Genomic DNA, 17,481 nt, shown 5'->3' with positions numbered 1-17,481 from the left:
TTGCGCCCTCGGCCGTCGAGTCGGAGGTCGCGCCACCAGCCAATCGGAAGCACGGGAAGAGATGTCGGCACCGAACAAGTCGTACGACCCAGTCGAGGTCGAGGCACTGAAACCGGAAGAGATCGAGCGCCTGCGGGACGAGGCGTTCGCCGCCTTTGCCGCCGCGGGCGACCTCGACGCGCTCGCCCAGGCGAAGACCGCGCACACCGGTGGTACCTCGCCGCTGTCGCTCGCCAACCGGGAGATCGGCGCGCTGCCGCCCCAGGCCAAGGCCGAGGCGGGCAAGCGCGTGGGCCAGGCCCGCGGCGCCGTCTCCAAGGCACTGGCCGCGCGCCAGGCCGAGCTGGAGGCCGAGCGTGACGCCCGGGTGCTGGTCGAGGAGGCCGTGGACGTCACGCTGCCCTACGACCGCACCCCGGCCGGTGCGCGCCACCCCCTGACGACCATCATGGAGCGCGTCGCCGACGTCTTCGTAGCCATGGGCTACGAGATCGCCGAGGGCCCCGAGGTCGAGGCGGAGTGGTTCAACTTCGACGCCCTGAACTTCGTGCCCGACCACCCGGCCCGGCAGATGCAGGACACGTTCTTCGTCCAGGGCGCCGACGGTGCCAAGGGCGACGAGTCCGGCGTCGTGCTGCGCACGCACACCTCGCCGGTCCAGGCGCGTTCGCTGCTCAGCCGCAAGCCCCCCGTCTACGTGGTCTGCCCGGGCCGGGTCTACCGCACCGACGAGCTCGACGCCACGCACACCCCGGTCTTCCACCAGATCGAGCTGCTCGCCGTCGACGAGGGCCTCACGATGGCCGACCTCAAGGGCACCCTCGACCACATGGTCCAGGCGCTCTTCGGCCCGGACATGAAGACCCGGCTGCGGCCGAACTTCTTCCCGTTCACCGAGCCGTCCGCCGAGATGGACATGGTCTGCTACGTCTGCCGCGGCGAGTCCGTCGGCAACCCGGACCGCCCCTGCCGCACCTGCGGCAGCGAGGGCTGGATCGAGCTCGGCGGCTGCGGCATGGTCAACCCGAAGGTGCTCGTCGCCTGCGGAGTGGACCCCGAGAAGTACAGCGGATTCGCCTTCGGATTCGGTATCGAGCGGATGCTGATGTTCCGCCACAACGTCGAGGACATGCGAGACATGGTCGAGGGCGACGTCCGGTTCACCCGGCCGTTCGGGATGGAGATCTGATGCGCGTCCCGCTTTCCTGGCTGCGGGAATACGTCGACCTGCCGGCGACGGAGACCGGCCGTGACGTACAGGCCGAGCTCGTCTCCGTCGGACTCGAGGTCGAGACCGTCGAGCAGACCGGCGCGGGCCTCAAGGGCCCCCTGGTCGTCGGACAGGTCCTGACCATCGAGGAGCTGGAGGGCTTCAAGAAGCCCATCCGCTTCTGCACCGTCGACGTCGGTACCGCCAACGGCACCGGCGAACCGCAGGAGATCGTCTGCGGCGCCCGTAACTTCTCCGTCGGCGACAAGGTCGTCGTGGTCCTCCCGGGCGCCGTGCTGCCCGGTGACTTCGCGATCGCCGCGCGCAAGACGTACGGCAGGACCTCGCACGGCATGATCTGCTCGACCGACGAGCTCGGCATGGGCGACGACGGCACGCACGGCATCATCGTGCTGCCGCCCGAGTACGAGCCCGGCACCGACGCGATCGAGCTCCTGGAGCTCGTCGACGAGGTCCTCGACATCGCCGTCACGCCGGACCGGGGCTACTGCCTCTCGATGCGCGGCGTCGCCCGCGAGACCGCCATCGCGTACGGGCTGCCGCTGCGCGACCCGGCGCTCCTGGACGTGCCCCCGCCCAACGCGCACGGCTACCCGGTGAAGGTCTCCGACCCGATCGGATGCAGCAACTTCACCGCGCGGACGGTCACCGGCCTGCGGCCCGAGGCGCGCTCCCCGATCTGGATGCAGCGCAGGCTGCAGAAGGCCGGGATGCGCACGGTCTCGCTGGCCGTCGACATCACCAACTACGTGATGCTGGAGCTCGGCCAGCCGCTGCACGCCTACGACCGCTCCCGCGTCTCGGGGACGATCGGGGTGCGCCGCGCGCAGCAGGGCGAGAAGCTCACCACGCTCGACGGCGCCAAGCGGGTCCTGGACGCCCAGGACCTCGTCATCACCGACGACCGCGGGCCGATCGGCCTCGCGGGGGTCATGGGCGGCGCCGACACCGAGATCGCCGACCACGCCGAGGACACCGGGACCACCGAGGTCGTCATCGAGGCCGCGCACTTCGACGCGATCGCCATCGCCCGTACCGCGCGCCGTCACAAGCTGACGTCCGAGGCGTCCAAGCGCTTCGAGCGCGGTGTCGACCCGCAGGCCGCCGCCGCTGCCGCGCAGCGCACGGTCGACCTGCTCGTCCTCCTCGCGGGCGGCACGGCCGAGGCCGGCGTCACCGAGATCACCGCCCCGTCCGGGCCCCGCACCATCGCGATGTCCGCGAACCACCCCGACCGGGTCGCCGGTGTCGGGTACGGCCGCGAGACCGTCGTACGCCGCCTCCAGCAGGTCGGCTGCGACGTCTACGGGCAGGACGAGCTGATCGTCACGGTGCCGTCCTGGCGCCCCGACCTCGCCGAGCCGAACGACCTGGCCGAAGAGGTCATCAGGCTGGAGGGGTACGAGAACCTCCCGTCCACCCTGCCGACGCCGCCCTCCGGTCGCGGGCTCACCGACCGCCAGCGACTGCACCGCCGCATCGGCCGGGCACTCGCAGGCGCCGGTTACGTGGAGGCGCTCAGCTACCCGTTCATCGGCGACGCCGTCCTCGATCAGCTGGGCCTGGAGAAGGACGACGCGCGGCGCCGCACGGTCACCCTCGTCAACCCGCTCTCCGACGAGGAGCCCGCGCTGCGCACGACGCTGCTGCCCGGCCTGCTCGGCGCACTGCGGCGCAACGACGGCCGCGGCAGCCATGACCTGGCGCTCTTCGAGACCGGCCTCGTCTTCAGGCCGACCGGCGAGGAGACCAAGGCGGTGCGGCTGCCCGTCGACCGCCGTCCCACCGACGAGGAGATCGCCGGACTGGACGCGGCGCTCCCGCGTCAGCCGCGCCGCGCCGCCGTCGTCCTCGCGGGCGCCCGCGAGCAGGCCGGCTGGTGGGGCAAGGGCCGCCCCGCCGACTGGGCGGACTCCGTCGAGGCGGCGCGCAGCATCGCCCGTGAGGCCGGCGTCGAGGTGACGGTCCGCGCCGACCGGCACGCACCATGGCACCCCGGCCGCTGCGCCGCGCTGTACGTCACGGTCGACGGCGTGGAGACCCTCTTCGGACACGCGGGCGAACTGCACCCGCGCGTCGTCAAGGAGCTCCATCTGCCCGAGCGGACCTGCGCCATGGAGGTCGAGCTCGACGTCCTGGAGCAGGCCGTCGACGGTGCGCTCCAGGCGCCCCGGATCTCCACCTTCCCGGTGGCGACCCAGGACGTCGCACTCGTCGTGGACTCGGGTGTCCCCGCCGACGCGGTGGAGAAGGCGATCCGCGAAGGCGCCGGCGACCTGCTCGAATCGCTTCGGCTGTTCGACGTCTTCACCGGCGAGCAGATCGGCGAGGGCAAGAAGTCCCTGGCGTACGCGCTGCGGTTCCGTGCCCCGGACCGCACGCTGACCGTGGAGGAGGCCTCGGCGGCCCGCGACACCGCGGTCGCCCTGGCCAACGAGCGCACGGGCGCGGTCCTGCGCGGCGCGTAGGTCCCCGAGTGCTGAGAAGGGGCGTATCCGGCCACCGGATATGCCCCTTCTGCTCTCGCGGGGCGGCCCGGGGACCGCACACGGCCCGTCTGTCATCGGGGCAGTGGGCCGAGCGGTCCGGCGCCGTACGCCCTGCCACGGAGTGTCGGGCAGGCCGGCAGGACGAACGGCGCGGGGGCGGGTCGTCGAACTGTTACGAGGGGGAGCCGACGACCCGGCCGCCTCTTGCGAGGCACTCATTCAACCGAGCGGCGCCCCGGCGCGGCAGAGCGCACAGCAGGACGGTTCGGGCATTCCGTTCACACCCCGTGTGAATCGTGCTCCACTAGGCTCATCGCGACGCGCACATGGGGGGGCAATGGAGCCCAACGTCCTGCTCGAATCCCTGATCGACGAGGCGGGTGTGTCCCGTGCCGGGCTCGCCGGCCACGTCAACCAGGCCGGCCACGCCCGTGGGCTGTGCCTGCGCTACGAGCACACGGCGGTCGCCCGCTGGCTCAAGGGCCAGCGCCCGCGCGGGCAGGTCCCCGACCTGATCTGCGAAGTCCTCGCGGGCAGGCTGGACCGGCCCGTCACGCTCGACGACATCGGCATGGGGATCTCCGGGGCGTACGCGGCGGACCGGAGCGCCGGCCTCTGCGGATTCGTCGAGCGGGCGACCGCCCTGTGGCGCTCGGACGAACAGCAGCGTCCGGATCTCGCCACCGTGCCCGCAGTCACCGGCACGACAGCCGTGATGCCGGTCTGGGAGTGGGAGAACCCTCCCGAGGACGCCGATGTCTCCCGCCCCGGGCCGTCCCGCGTGAGCATGGCTGACATATCGATGCTCCGCGCGGCCCGCACACACTACGAGCAGATGTACAGGAAGGCCGGCGGCCTCGCGACCAGGTCCCGCATCGTCGGGTTCCTCAACGCGGAGACAGCGCCGCTGCTGCGCAGCGGGTACAGCGACACGACGGGCCGCCAGCTCCACCGGGCGACCGCCGGGCTGGTGGCCGTGGCGGGCATCTGCGCCTACGACTCCGACGCCCATGGACTCGCCCAGCGCTACTTCCACCAGGCACTGCGCCTCGCCAAGGCCAGCGGGGACCGTGGGCTCGGCGGCTATGTGATCGCGCTGCTCGTGAACCAGTCCCTGTACCTGGCCGAATTCCGCCGGTCCGTTGCCTTCGCCGAGGCGGCCCCTGCGGGCGGCCGGTCCGCACATCACCCCGGCGTTGGCCACCGACCTGCACTCGATGCAGGCCAAGGCATACGCCCAGCTCGGCGACCACCGCAGCGCCCTCGGGTGCATCCGCCGTGCCGAGTCGGAGGCCGGACGGATCCGGAGCGGAGGCGAACCTGACGAGACGGGGTACGTCCAGCCGGGCCTCGTCAACATCCAGGTGGCGGAGGCGCTGCTGCGGCTGGGGGATCTCCAGGGTGCCCGGGAGCACGCCGCCACGGCCGTACGCTCCCCGGCGCACGATCGCGGGACCGTGCACCGGCTCGCCATGCTCAGCCACCTGGAACTGCTCCAGGGAGAGGCGGACAAGGCGGCCCGCACGGCCTCGGAAATGGCCGAACGCGCCCGGGGCATGGAGTCCCAGCGGATCCGGGACCGGCTGCGCTCCGTGCGGGAGCACCTGGCGGCGAGCGGCAGTGCCGACGCCGCGGCGGCGGCCCGCGTCATCGACGGGGCGCTGCGCGTGCCTCTGTGAGCCTCGCCCCGGGAGCCTCCACGCGTTCCCCTGCGGGGCGGACCCTGCTCCGATATTGCCATCGACCAGTCGGAAGGTGGCAGAACTGTGCAGTGGACGAACTTAAACGAACAGACGGTGTACGAGAACCGCTGGTTCCGGGTCAATCTGGCGGATGTCGTTCTCCCCGACGGCCGGCACCTGGACCACTTCCTCATCCGGCTCAGGGCCGTCGCCGCGGCGACCGTGGTCAACGAGGCCGACGAGGTGCTGCTCCTGTGGCGGCACCGGTTCATCACCGACAGCTGGGGCTGGGAGCTAGCGGCGGGCGTGGTCGAGGACGGTGAGGACATCGCTGCCGCGGCGGCGAGGGAGATGGAGGAGGAGACCGGCTGGCGCCCCGGCGAGCTGCGTCCGCTGATGACCGTGGAACCGGCCAACGGTCTCGTCGACGCCCGGCACCATCTCTTCTGGTCCCGGGAAGCTACGTACACCGGCCACCCGGCGGACGACTTCGAGTCCAGCCGCCGCGAATGGGTTCCGCTCAAACTGGTACCGGACATGGTCGCGCGCGGTGAGGTGCCGGCGGCCAACATGGCGGCCGGTCTGCTGATGCTCCATCACATGCGGCTGGGGTGACGCCACCGCACCGGTGCGGCGGGAGACCGGGAGTACCCGGCCGCCCCGCCGCACCGGTGGGACTTCGGCGGCCGTCATGCGATCAAGTGGTCGTCGCCGCGGACACGGGAGCTCAGAGACGGGGCGCCGGATGCCGGCCGAGTGGTACGCATGGCAGACAGGAGCAATCCCGCAGCGGCGAATACGACTCCCGTTGCTACGTAGAGCGCCAACGGTGTCCAGTTCGCGTCCAACAGCCAGCCTGCCGCCGAAGGGGCGATGATGGCGCCTGCCCGGCCGACGCTGATGGCCGCTCCCACGCCTGTGGCGCGCAGTTCGGTCGGGTAGATGTCCGGTGTGAGCGCGTAGAGGCCGGCGACGCACCCGTTCACGGCGACACCGATGACCGCGCCGACACAGAAAGCCAGGACGAGGGTGCCGGTGGAGGCCGCGAACGCCACGACCAGTGCGGCGGCCACGAAGAGGTAGGTGCGCAGCACGCTGATGAGCGCGTAGCGCGCGGCCAGTGCACCCAGGAGAGCGGTGCCGAAGATGCCGCCCAGGTTGAGGAGCGTGCCGCCGGTCAGGCTCTGCTTCGACGACATGCCGGCTTCCACCAGCAAGGTCGGCGTCCAGCTCGTGACGAAGTAGAAGGCAGCCATGACCAGGAAGAACGCTCCCCACAGCACCAGGGTGGGGCGCCGCAGGCCCGGCGCCAGGAGGCTACGGAATCCACTTGTGGCGGAGTGCCCCGTCTTGCCCGTGTCGGGTAGTGAAGTGAGTTCGGACTGTCGCATGCGACGGGCGAGTGTGTTGACCCTGTGCAGGGCGTTCCTGGGCCTTCCGGTGATGAGGAAGTCGAGGGACTCCGGCAGGAGCCAGAAGGCGAGCGGAATGACAGCCAGGGTGGCCAGTCCGCCGGCCAGGAACACCGACCGCCATCCGTGATGGTCGATGAGCGCGACCGACGAGATGCCGCCGACCGTTGCGCCCACGGCGTACCCGGTGGAGTTTAGGCTGACGGCCAGACCGCGCCAGCGGCGTGAGGCGAACTCTCCGGCGATGACGTTGCTACAGGCCAGCACCGCGCCGATGCCGACGCCGGTCAGGAGGCGAAGTGCGCCGAGCTGTTGCCAGTTCTGGCTGATCGACGAAAGCACCATGCCACCTGCTGCGACGGCCAGACCTGCCAGGATGACGGGCCTCCTGCCGATCCGGTCGGCCCAGGGGGCGACAAGAAGTGCTCCCAGGGCCATGCCTGCCAGGCCGCTGCTGAGCAGGAGCCCGAGTGTGCCGGAGTCGAGACGCCATTCGCCGGAGATCGTCTTGCCCGTGAATGACATGACGAGGACGTCGAAGCCGTCGAGGGTGTTGAGGAGTACGCACATGGCGATCGCACTCCACTGGAAACGGCTCATGGGCCCGTCGTCCAAGGCATCCTTGAGGCGGGCGCTCATCGGATGACTCGCTGCTGGGTGGGGCATGCGAGGTACATGTACATGGCAGCACTCCGTTGTCGACTGCGGTGTGCCGACTGAACCCCGGAGCGCCGCGTGACGCCCGGCCGGTTCGGCTGTCGGTGCAGTCATATTGAGAGCGGCGGCGTTCGGTGGACAGGTGTCTTTCCGGATGGCGGGAAGGTATTTGTCACGGGAGGGAGCGACTCAGGGGACGGGCGTGCGAAGTGCCCGCGAGACAGCTCGGCCGGCGGAGCGCACCAGATCTGCGAGAGGTCCCACACGCGTGGATCCGTGCCGGACGACGACGGAGACAGCTGCTGCCACCTCTCCGTCCGCGGTCGTGACGGGGGCCGCGACCGACAGCGTGTCCGTGGACAGCTGCCGGTCACTCACCGCGTATCCGCACACGCGTATCTGGGCGAGAACTCTCCTGAGGTGGACCTGGTCGGTCAGGGTGTACGGGGTATGCCGCTGGATCGGCCGGGCCATCGCTTCGTCCTGCACCCGGGCCGGTGCGTGGGCGAGCAGTACGAGTCCTGCGCCTGTGGCAGTGATGGCGAGCCGTCCTCCCACCCGTGTCAGAGTGGGCACGGCGCCGTCGGCGCCGATGCGCTCCACGAAGACGACCTCCGACTCGTCCCGGACCGCGAGTTGTACGTTCTCGCGGGTGAGGGCGCAGAGGTCGTGCAGGTGGGGCAGCGCGAGCTCGCGTATCCCCTGGCTGCGGGGCGCGAGGGATCCGACCTCCCACAGCCGCAGTCCGACTCGGTAGCGTCCCTGCGGGTCCCGCTCCAGGGCTCCCCAGGCGAGGAGCTCTCCCAGCATGCGGTGAACGGTCGACACGGGCAGGCTCGCTCGCCGGGCCAGGTCGCTCAGCGACAGGTACGGATGCTCGGCGGTGAAGGCGCCGAGGATCTGCAGGGCGCGGCCGATGACGGGGCCCGTGCCGGCGGCCGGTGCAGGCTCCTGTCCGGGCCGTCGGCTCGGCGGGGCAGCGGTCCTGAGGCGGTCGTATGTCAATGTGACACCTTCTTCGCCCGTGGTGCGGTCGTCCGGCAGTCCCTGTTCCTCACAGAGGGGTGAAGTCCGAGCACTGGGCGGGGCTCATCCGAAGGGCGCCCTGTCAGGTCTCATGCTCGGCCGCGGAGCGACTCCTCATCCAGCGAGGCAAGTCTGCTGAGGATGTCAATGGCTATCGCCCGTTCACCCTCGGGAAGTGATCTGAGGAGTAGTTCGTTGATCCGTTCTGCCGGAGCGATCAGGGAATCGAGCAGCGCGGCCCCCTCGTCGGTGAGACTCAGCAGGGTTCGCCTGCGGTCTTCTTCGTCGCGGACTTGGCTCACGAGCGCCTGCTCGGTCAGGCGGCGGATCATCAGGTTGACCGTGGAGCGGTCCAGCGAGGTGAGGCGTGCGAGAGTCCGCTGGTCCACGCCGGGCTCCCGGCTGAGCGCGTTGAGGATGGCGAACTTCTGGGAGGTGATCTCCCGGGACACGTGCTGGGCCCAGAGAGCCGTGTGCACCTGCTCGGCGCGCCGGATCAGATGGCCGATGTAGTTGGGCAGCTCCAGTGCGCGCGCCACGGTGCTCCCTCCGTCCGTCGTCTAGGTGGTGCCGGCCGGGAGACAGCCGGTCTGGATGGAGTCTAGGAGTGCGCGGCACCACCCTGTGCGCGACCTTCCGTCAGCGGTCCCGTCGTCCGGGGCGCTGCTCGTACGGGGTGGCCCGGGAGCCGTCGACACCCACTTCGAGACGGCCGACCCGGTCGATCTCCAGGACGACGCGGTCCCCGTGGCTGAGCGGTCCCACTCCGGCGGGCGTGCCTGTCGCGATCACGTCGCCGGGGTGGAGCGTCATGACGGACGAGGTGTAGGCGATCAGCTCCGCGACCCCGAATATCAGATCGGCCGTGTTGGTGCGCTGCCGGGTGGCGCCACCGACATCACAGCGCAGGTCGAGGGAGTCGGGGTCCGGAATCTCGTCCGCGGTGACGATCCAGGGCCCGATCGGTGTGAACGTGTCGAACGACTTGCGTGTGGAGCGGTCCTCGCCTGAGCGCACGGTGATGTCCAGCACGCAGGTGTAGCCGAAGACGTGGTCCAACGCGTCGTCCACGGAGACATGACTGGCGGTGCGTCCGATGACGACGCCGAGCTCACCTTCCTGGTCGGTGCGCTTGTCGGTGTAGGGCAGGACGATGTCCTGGCCCGGGCCGATGACCGAGGAGTTGGCCTTGAGGAAGACCCCGAGGTCGGCGACCGAGGTGGTGTAGGCCATCTCGGCTTTGTGGTCCAGGTAGTTGACCGGTGCGCCGACGACCTTCCCGGGCCGGGGCAGGGGTGCTTCGAGGGCCGCTTCGCCGAGCGGAACGCGAGCGCAGCCTGTGAGGTCGACCTGTACCGCTCCGTCGCGTGCGACGGTCTCGATGTGCTGGTGCAGCGCACCGGCCGCACCCGGGGTGCCGGTTCCGGTGAGTTGTCCGGTCACGTCGACGAGGTCGTCGCCGTCGACGATGCCGAGGCGTCCCTTGTTGAACAGGGCCAGACGCATCGTGGCCTCCTTGTGAAGTGTCGGGTGGGGGAGATCAGGCGCCGGGGTCGGCGTCTTCGGTGCGGTAGAGGCCGAGGGAGCGCATGACGGGCTCGTCGCTGTACGAGAACAGGACCGCGTCGTCGGACACGGAGGCGTTCAGGTGACGGTAGGAGGCCCAGCTGGGCACGGCGAAGGTGTCGTGCTCGGCCCACTCCAGTCGTACGCCGTCCACGATCGTGGCGCCTTCACCGCGGACGACGTTGAAAATGGTGGAGGCTGTGTGCCGACGGCCTGCTCCCTGGAATCCGGGGCGCAGGCGCTGGACGCGGCAGCCGATGGTGGGCATGACCGGGCCGCCCGTCCACGGGTTGGTGTACTCCAGGACGATGCCGTCGACGTCGCTTCCCTCCGCCGTGTCGGCGATGCCCTCCAGTGACCGCTGGGTCTCCTGCCAGGTGTAACGGGTGACGGGGGAGTTGGGCCCGTCCTGCGAGAGCCAGACGGGATTGAGCCTGCCGTGGAGGAACTGCCTGCTGCCCGCGTCGTCCGCTCGTGTGACGGGCTGGAGGCGCTGGTGGAACTTCTCGTAGAAGCCTGCTTCCAGGGCATTGACCAGCGGGTAGTCGAGGGCGTCGAGCCAGATCATGGGCGCGTCGCCCTCGTGGGTGTGGTCGTGCCAGTGCCATCCCGGGGTGAGCAGCAGATCACCCGGAGCCATGAAGACGCGCTCCCCGTCGACCGTCGTCCACGCGCCGCTGCCCTCCAGGATGTAACGGAAGGCGTTGGACGTGTGCCGGTGGGCCTGCGCGGTCTCGCCGGGCAGGATGACCTGCAGTCCGGCGTAGAGCGTGTTGACGGTGGCCGGGGGATCGGTCAGACCGGGGTTGACGAGCATGAGGACCCGGCGTTCGGCCTCTTCCAGCGAGAGGGTCCGGGAGAAGTGCAGCAGGAGGGGCCGCAGTTCCTGCCAGCTCCAGCGGTAGGGAACGGCGCGGCTCTTCGGCTGGGCGGGGAACAGGTTCCCGTAGTAGCGCCAGAGCGGAGCCGCACCCAGTCCCGGCAGGGCCTTGTAGGCGAGTTCGTCGGTCGTCATGGTGTCCTCCTGCGGTTGCTGGATCACGGGATGGGGACGGTGGCCGGGGACGGCGTCCACACCCAGGAGACGTCGTCGAAGTCCTCGGGCCTGCGTGAAGCGAAGAGCTGGTTCCGCAGGGTGGCCCCCATGCCCTCCAGGTGGCAGATCTCGCCGAAGCGGCGGGCGTTGGTCTGGATCAGGGCCGCGCGCTCGCGGCGCTGATCGGCGTACGCCGCGAAGGCGTCGGCAGGGTCGGCGAACCGGCCGAGCGCCCCTCCGAGGGCTACGGCGTCTTCCAGTGCCTGACAAGCGCCTTGGGCCAGGTACTGCAGCATCGGGTGCGCGGCGTCGCCGAGCAGTGCGATCCGGCCGTGCACCCAGTCGCCGATGGGGAGACGGTCGAACAGAGGCCAGCGCCGGTCCCGGGCTATCAGGGGCAAGGCGTCACGCACGGCCTGGCAGGTTCCCGCGAAGCGTTCCTCGAGCTCCGCCTCGGTGCCCCAGGCGTCGGAGTCCGGTGTGTAGTGGTCGCTCTCGAACACCGCGACCTGGTTGTAGAGCTCGCCGCGCCGTACCGGGTACTGCACCAGGTGCATGCGTGGTCCGGCCCAGACCATCACCGCGTCCGAAGCGGCGTGCTGTGACATCCGGCCGGTCATCCTGTCCGCAGGAAGAGCACCGCGGAACGCCACGTAGCGCGAGCAGACCGGCTCGCCGTCCCCGACCAAGGCCTGACGCAGGCGCGAGTGCAGGCCGTCCGCCGCCACGACCGCGTCGGCCGTCAGTTCTGTCGTCGTCTCGGCGAAATGCAGGTGCACCGCGGAGTCGTCCTGTTCGGCGTGCGTCACGGTGTGTCCGGTGCGCAGCGTGACGGCGGGGTGTTCCTGGCAGGCGGTGAGGAGCGCGGCATGCAGGTCCGTGCGGTGCGTGACCAGGTAGGGATGGCTGAAGCGCCCGGTGTACGCCGGGCTGCGGAGATCGAGAGAGGTGACCTGATCTCCGCTCAGGGCGTCCATCATCACGAGTCGGGGCGGGGCGACCGCGGTGCGCTGGACCGCCTTGAGCACCCCCAGTTCTTCGAGGGCCTGAGAAGCGTTCGGGGCGAGCTGCAGGCCGGCTCCGATCTCCCCGAATTGGGCGGCGCGTTCCACCAGGGTCACATGGTGACCGGCGCGGGCGGTGGACAGCGCTGCGGCCAGACCGCCGATACCGCCACCGACCACGGCGATGCGGAGTGGAACAGGGGTCGCGGGCATATGGCCTCCTTGGCAGGGAAGTGGAGGACACCGATGGAAGGCGACGAGAAGTGCCGCCGAAATGATCAGTACACTAATCATTGGTGTACGGATCATATTGCGAGGGTGTTACCCCGGTGTCAACGGTTTCGCTGAGAAAGGTCAGCAGGGGACGCGGCTCAGGTCCCTGGGATCAACACGCGGCCGTGTGGCTGTCCGCGTGCACGGGAGCGTCGGTGTACGCGGTGATGTCCGCGAAGGTGACGCCCGGGGCCGTTTCGACGAGGGCGAGGCCGCGGGCGGTTACATCCAGCACACCGAGATCGGTGATGACGCGGTCCACGCATCGCCGACCGGTGAGGGGCAGAGTGCACTCCTCGACGATCTTGGGGCTGCCGTCCTTGGCGGTGTGTTCCATGAGGACGATGACACGGCCGGCGCCGTGGACCAGGTCCATGGCGCCGCCCATGCCCTTGACCATCTTGCCGGGGATCATCCAGTTGGCGAGGTCGCCGTGGGCCGACACCTGCATGGCGCCGAGAACGGCGGTGTCGATGTGCCCGCCCCGGATCATGCCGAAGGAGAGCGCGGAGTCGAAGAAGGAAGCGCCGGGCAGGACGGTGACCGTCTCCTTCCCCGCGTTGATGAGATCCGGGTCGACCTCGTCCTCGGTGGGGTAGGGGCCGGTGCCGAGGATGCCGTTCTCGGAGTGGAGCACGACGTGGACCCCGGGCGGGAGGTGGCCGGGTATGAGAGTGGGGAGGCCGATACCCAGGTTGACGTAGGCGCCGTCAGCGAGCTCTTCGGCTGCGCGGGAGGCCATCTGTTCACGGGTCCAGGGCATCAGATGCTCACCGTCCTCTTCTCGACAGTTTTGTCAGCGGCTTGTCCGGGGGTGAGTTCTACGATTCTCTGCACGTAGATGCCGGGCAGGTGGACATCGTCGGGTGCCAGCTCGCCGGGTTCGACGAGTTCCTCGACTTCTGCGATGGTGACGCGGCCGGCCATGGCGGCGAGAGGGTTGAAGTTCGCGGCGGCCCGGCGGAAGACGAGGTTGCCGTGCCGGTCGCCGCGCCAGGCCCGGACGAGGGCGAAGTCGGTGGTGATGCCGTGCTCCAGGAGGTAGGGCCGCCCTGAGAACTCCCGGGTCTCCTTGGGCGGTGAGGCGACGGCGACCGAGCCCCCAGGTGCGTAGCGCCAGGGAAGGCCGCCCTCCGCCACCTGGGTGCCGACGCCGGCCGGGGTGTAGAAGGCGGGAATGCCTGCGCCGCCGGCCCGCAGGCGTTCGGCGAGCGTGCCCTGCGGGGTCAGCTCAACCTCGAGCTCTCCGCTGAGGTACTGCCGGGCGAACTCCTTGTTCTCGCCCACGTAGGAGCCGGTGACCCGGGCGATGCGCCCCGCGGCGAGCAGGACGCCCAGGCCGCGGCCGTCCACGCCGCAATTGTTGGAGACGACCTCCAGTCCGGCTGCCTCCTGTTCGTGCAGGGCGTCGATGAGGACGTCAGGAATTCCGGAGAGTCCGAAACCGCCGACGGCGATCGAGGCGCCGTCGGGGATGTCGGCGACCGCCTCGGCGGCACTGACGCTGACTTTGTTCACGTGCGTGATTCCTTTCGTGTGATGGCGCAGGGCAGGACCGTGGACCAGCCGCCGTCGACGACGAGGTCGGCGCCCGTGATGTGCGAGGCCTCGTCGGACACGAGGAACACGGCTGCGTCGACGACGTCGGCGGGCACTCCCACCCGGCCGAGAGGGATGTGCTCCGCGATGCTGCGCATCGGGTGTTCCTCGGGGAGGAGGCTGGACCGGGAGCCGACGGTGTCGATCGTCCCGGGGCTCACGCAGTTGGCGCGGATGCCGTGTGGGGCACCCTCGGCGGCGAGTCGGCGAGTCAGCGCGATCACCGCGCCCTTGGACGCGATGGGGGTGCCCCCTGCTCGGGCGCAGTCGAGAGCTCGGGGGAGTGCGGTGCGCCGGTCGGTGAGGGAGCCGGTCAGCCAGGCCGCCGAGCCGACGGTGAGAACGCAGCCGCGGCTCCGTACCAGATGCGGCCACGCCAGGTGGGCGGTCAGCCACACCGAGTCCAGCTCAGCGCGCATCGCGAAGTTGAAGTCCGCGTACGGCCGGCTGTCGATCGCCCCGAACCGGACGGCTCCGGCGTTTGCACAGAGGATGTCGATACCGCCGAACGCGTCGGCGGCCTCCGCCACCCAGGCGCGGACGGAGTCCTCGTCGGTAACGTCCAACGGCCCGGGGGTGAGGGCCGTGCCGCCCTCCCGGGCGATGAGCCGCTGGGTCCCGACGGCCTCCTCGTGCAGCAGGTCACCTCCTACGACCAGCGCGCCTTCGGCCGCGAAGCGCAGGGCCGTTGCCCGGCCCTGGCCTCGGGCGGTGCCGGAGATCAGCGCCACCTTGCCTTCGAGCCGTTTCACCCCGCAGCCTCGGGGCGCAGGGCGTCGGAGACGGACTTGACGCCGCCGTGCGCGGTGAGGCCCCCGTCGACCGGTATCTCGGCGCCGGTGATGAACGACGACGCGTCGGACATCAGGAAGACCACCAGAGGAGCCACCTCGTCGACCCTTCCGGTGCGCCCCAGCGGGGTCTCGCGGATGTTGGCCTCGCGGAAGGCCGGAGCGGCTGAGGCGGTCATCTCGGTCTCGATGTAGCCGGGATGGACCGTGTTGACACGGATGCCGCGGGGGCCGAGCTCCAGCGCCGCCGTCTTCGAGAGCCCACGCAGCGCCCACTTGCTGGTCGTGTACGCGACCGGGTAGTGAGCGGTGAGGGCTGCGGAGGAGCCGACGTTCACGATGGAGGAGCCCGGGGGCATCAGGGGCGTGAGGTGCTGGATGCCCAGGAGAGGGCCGGTGACGTTGACCGCGTGGACGCGCGCCATGTCCTCGGGGCTCACATCGCCGACGCGGGCACGCCAGGTGATGCCCGCGTTGTTGACCAGGCCGTGCACCTGCCCGTACGTCTCCCGCAGGTCGGCGGCGAGTTCGGCCCAGTCCTGCTCGCTCGTGACGTCCAGGCCGCGACAGCCGTCCCCGGGTTCGGCATCCGTGGCGACGACGTGGGCGCCCTCGTGGGCAAGGGCGGCGGCCTCGGCCGCGCCCTGACCACGGGCCGCGCCGGTGACGACGACCACCTTGCCGAGCAGTCCCGTGGGGTGCGGGCCGGTCACGGCCGCTCCCGGTCGCGGCGCCGACCGGTCGGCAGGGGAAGAGGCTCGGTACCGGTGACGACGGTGTTGGTGAGGGTCCCCACGCCCTCGACGGTCAGGCTGACGGTGTCACCCGGCTGCAAGGGGGGCGGGGTCTGCTCGCCGCGCAGGCCCCAGAGCTCGGCGAGGCAGCCGCCGTTGCCGCAGGTCCCGGAGCCGAGGATGTCGCCCGGGACGACCCGGGTGCCGCGGGAGGCGTAGGCGGTCATCTCCTCGAAGGTCCAGCTCATGTTGGACAGGAGGTCCTCGCCGACGGTCTCCCCGTTGACCTGGGCGGTGAGTGCCAGCCGCAGGAAACCTTCGGAGTCGCGGTAGGGCTCCAGCTCGTCCGCGGTGACCAGGTAGGGGCCGAGGGTGGTCGCGGTGTCCTTGCCCTTGCAGGGGCCGAGACCCACCTTCATCTCCGCCGACTGGAGGTCGCGGGCGGACCAGTCGTTGAAGACGGTGTAGCCGACGATGTGGTCGCGGGCCCGTTCCGGGGTGAGGTCGCGGCCCTCGCGGCCGATGACGGCGGCGACCTCGAGTTCGAAGTCGAGCACGGCGGACCCGGGTGCCATCGGCACGTCGTCCTGGGGGCCGTAGATCGCGTGCGGGTTGGTGAAGTAGAAGGTCGGCGCCTCATACCACTGATCGGGTACACCGGCGACGCCGTCGACCGAACGGCGCACACCTTCGACATGCTCCTCGAAGGTGACGAAGTCCCGTACCGAGGCGGGCTGGACCGGAGGCAGCAGCCGTACCTGGGAGACATGGGGGCCGGCCGGTACGTCGAGTGCCGCCGCGCCCGCGGCGAGCAGGCCGGGCAGCCCGTCGGTCTCCGCGAGCAGCGTGGTGAGTGAGGTGACACCGGGCAGGGGGAAGAGGGTGCCGTCCTCTTCCACGACGGCCACCCGGGGGCGGTGCTGATGTCCGTAAGCGGCGAAACGCATGGTGCGGCTCCAGAAGGGGGGCGGGGAAAGGGCCGCTGCGGCCGTGTGCGTGACACGGACGCAGCGGCCCCCGACAGGAGAGGAGCGGTCCGGTTCAGACCGGCGGGGCGACGAACACGCCTCGGTCGGGGTCGTTGAAGGACTCCTTGGCGACGAGTTCGTTCATCGCGTTGGCGGTGCCCCACTGGTCGGTGACCTCGGGCCTGCTGAAGTCGTAGACGTGCGGGTGCCAGGTGTCCTCGTCGAGGTTCTCCAGCTCGGTGGTGTACTCGACGGTGTTGCCGTGCGGGTCGAGGAAGTACGTGAAGGTGTTGTCACCCGCCATGTGCCGGCCGGGCCCCCAGATCTTGCGGTGGCCGGCCCGGATGACGCGGCCGGAGCCGCGCATGTACTCGTCGATGCCGCGCATCTCGAAGGAGACGTGGTGCAGGGCGGTGTGCGGACCCTGGGCGATGGCCATGGAGTGGTGCTGGTTGCTGATCCGCATGAAGTGCATGACCTCGCCCATGTGCGGCGAGGAGAGCGTGTCGGAGAGGGCGAAGCCGAGGTGGCGCTCGTACCACTCGCGAGTGCGGTTCAGGTCGGGGGAGTTGAGGACGACGTGGGAGAGCTTGACCGGGATGGCCTCCTTCTCCTCGACCTTCCTGTGCTGACGGACCTCGACGTCGGACGAGACCTCGATCGTGCGCCCGTCCACGTCGAAGAAACGGAAGCCGTAACCGCCGCCCGGGGTGTCCACGGCGCCGGGCCGGGAGATCAGCTGGACTCCGCCGGCGAGGAGCCGTTCGGCGAGGGTGTCCACGTCGGCCGGGTTCGCGGCGCCGTAGGAGACGAGGTCGAGCCGCTTCTCCTCGGCCTTGCGCAGCCGTACGACGTACTGCTCCGGGGAACCCTCGGCGGCCAGGAAGGAGATCCCGGAGTCCTCGGAGACCTTGGTGAGGCCCCAGACGCCGGCGTAGAAGTCGAGCTGCTTGTCGTAGTCGGGCACCGCCAGGTCGACGTGACGCAGGTGGGTGAGCAGACGTGCGCTCATG

The 17,481-nt window shown here is 70.3% G+C and carries 15 protein-coding genes and 1 pseudogene; 4 read left to right on the top strand and 12 right to left on the bottom strand.

Features of this window, described 5'->3' with window-relative positions:
* Positions 1-61: 61 nt before the first annotated feature.
* The 4 genes and pseudogenes from pheS (at position 62) to HED23_RS22370 (ending at position 6,017) form a co-directional block, all read left to right on the top strand.
* On the top strand, positions 62-1,189 hold the full coding sequence (gene pheS / locus HED23_RS22385) for a phenylalanine--tRNA ligase subunit alpha (RefSeq protein ID WP_103516630.1): 1,128 nt from the start codon (positions 62-64) through the stop codon (positions 1,187-1,189).
* Positions 1,189-3,699: a phenylalanine--tRNA ligase subunit beta gene (pheT, locus tag HED23_RS22380; RefSeq protein ID WP_203185165.1), complete on the top strand. Its 2,511-nt coding sequence runs from the start codon at positions 1,189-1,191 to the stop codon at positions 3,697-3,699. Before pheS ends, pheT begins: the two co-directional genes overlap by 1 nt.
* 358 nt (positions 3,700-4,057) lie before the next feature.
* Positions 4,058-5,399 (top strand): annotated as a pseudogene (locus HED23_RS22375) (transcriptional regulator).
* An 87-nt stretch (positions 5,400-5,486) separates the two neighbouring features.
* Complete coding sequence (locus tag HED23_RS22370; RefSeq protein ID WP_203185164.1) at positions 5,487-6,017, top strand: NUDIX domain-containing protein; 531 nt, start codon at positions 5,487-5,489, stop codon at positions 6,015-6,017.
* Between the two features lie 74 nt (positions 6,018-6,091).
* Here HED23_RS22370 and HED23_RS22365 read toward each other — a convergent pair whose 3' ends face one another.
* From HED23_RS22365 to HED23_RS22310, 12 genes are all read right to left on the bottom strand, one after another.
* Positions 6,092-7,414: an MFS transporter gene (locus tag HED23_RS22365; RefSeq protein WP_203185163.1), complete on the bottom strand. Its 1,323-nt coding sequence runs from the start codon at positions 7,412-7,414 to the stop codon at positions 6,092-6,094.
* 246 nt (positions 7,415-7,660) lie between these two features.
* The gene (locus HED23_RS22360) at positions 7,661-8,476 is read right to left on the bottom strand and encodes an IclR family transcriptional regulator (protein ID WP_238442078.1); all 816 of its coding nucleotides are present in this window, start codon (positions 8,474-8,476) and stop codon (positions 7,661-7,663) included.
* A 110-nt stretch (positions 8,477-8,586) separates the two neighbouring features.
* Positions 8,587-9,036 carry a MarR family winged helix-turn-helix transcriptional regulator gene (locus HED23_RS22355; protein WP_203185162.1) on the bottom strand — a complete coding sequence of 150 codons (450 nt, stop codon included), beginning with the start codon at positions 9,034-9,036 and terminating at the stop codon, positions 8,587-8,589.
* Between the two features lie 100 nt (positions 9,037-9,136).
* Complete coding sequence (locus HED23_RS22350; protein WP_203185161.1) at positions 9,137-10,003, bottom strand: fumarylacetoacetate hydrolase family protein; 867 nt, start codon at positions 10,001-10,003, stop codon at positions 9,137-9,139.
* A 34-nt stretch (positions 10,004-10,037) separates the two neighbouring features.
* Positions 10,038-11,078: a cupin domain-containing protein gene (locus HED23_RS22345; protein WP_203185160.1), complete on the bottom strand. Its 1,041-nt coding sequence runs from the start codon at positions 11,076-11,078 to the stop codon at positions 10,038-10,040.
* Positions 11,079-11,101: 23 nt separating this feature from the next.
* Positions 11,102-12,316 carry an FAD-dependent monooxygenase gene (locus HED23_RS22340; protein WP_203185159.1) on the bottom strand — a complete coding sequence of 405 codons (1,215 nt, stop codon included), beginning with the start codon at positions 12,314-12,316 and terminating at the stop codon, positions 11,102-11,104.
* A 172-nt stretch (positions 12,317-12,488) separates the two neighbouring features.
* Positions 12,489-13,139, bottom strand: a complete 651-nt coding sequence (locus HED23_RS22335) for a CoA transferase subunit B (protein WP_203185158.1) — start codon at positions 13,137-13,139, stop codon at positions 12,489-12,491.
* Positions 13,139-13,894: a CoA transferase subunit A gene (locus HED23_RS22330; protein ID WP_203185157.1), complete on the bottom strand. Its 756-nt coding sequence runs from the start codon at positions 13,892-13,894 to the stop codon at positions 13,139-13,141. The genes HED23_RS22335 and HED23_RS22330 overlap by 1 nt, the downstream gene beginning before the upstream one ends.
* Entirely contained in the window at positions 13,891-14,727 is an 837-nt protein-coding gene (locus tag HED23_RS22325) for an SDR family NAD(P)-dependent oxidoreductase (RefSeq protein WP_203185156.1), read from the bottom strand. Before HED23_RS22325 ends, HED23_RS22330 begins: the two co-directional genes overlap by 4 nt.
* A complete protein-coding gene (locus HED23_RS22320; RefSeq protein WP_203185155.1) occupies positions 14,724-15,479 on the bottom strand; it encodes an SDR family NAD(P)-dependent oxidoreductase in 756 nt (251 codons plus the stop codon). Before HED23_RS22320 ends, HED23_RS22325 begins: the two co-directional genes overlap by 4 nt.
* Positions 15,476-16,447 (bottom strand): fumarylacetoacetate hydrolase family protein, encoded by a 972-nt coding sequence (locus HED23_RS22315; RefSeq protein WP_203185154.1) that lies wholly within the window; start codon positions 16,445-16,447, stop codon positions 15,476-15,478. Before HED23_RS22315 ends, HED23_RS22320 begins: the two co-directional genes overlap by 4 nt.
* Before the next feature lie 94 nt (positions 16,448-16,541).
* On the bottom strand, positions 16,542-17,480 hold the full coding sequence (locus HED23_RS22310) for a VOC family protein (RefSeq protein WP_203185153.1): 939 nt from the start codon (positions 17,478-17,480) through the stop codon (positions 16,542-16,544).
* Position 17,481: the final 1 nt, after the last annotated feature.

This window comes from Streptomyces pratensis (assembly GCF_016804005.1).
GTDB classification, from domain to species: domain Bacteria; phylum Actinomycetota; class Actinomycetes; order Streptomycetales; family Streptomycetaceae; genus Streptomyces; species Streptomyces pratensis_A.
This window is presented reverse-complemented; position numbering and strand designations above follow the sequence as displayed.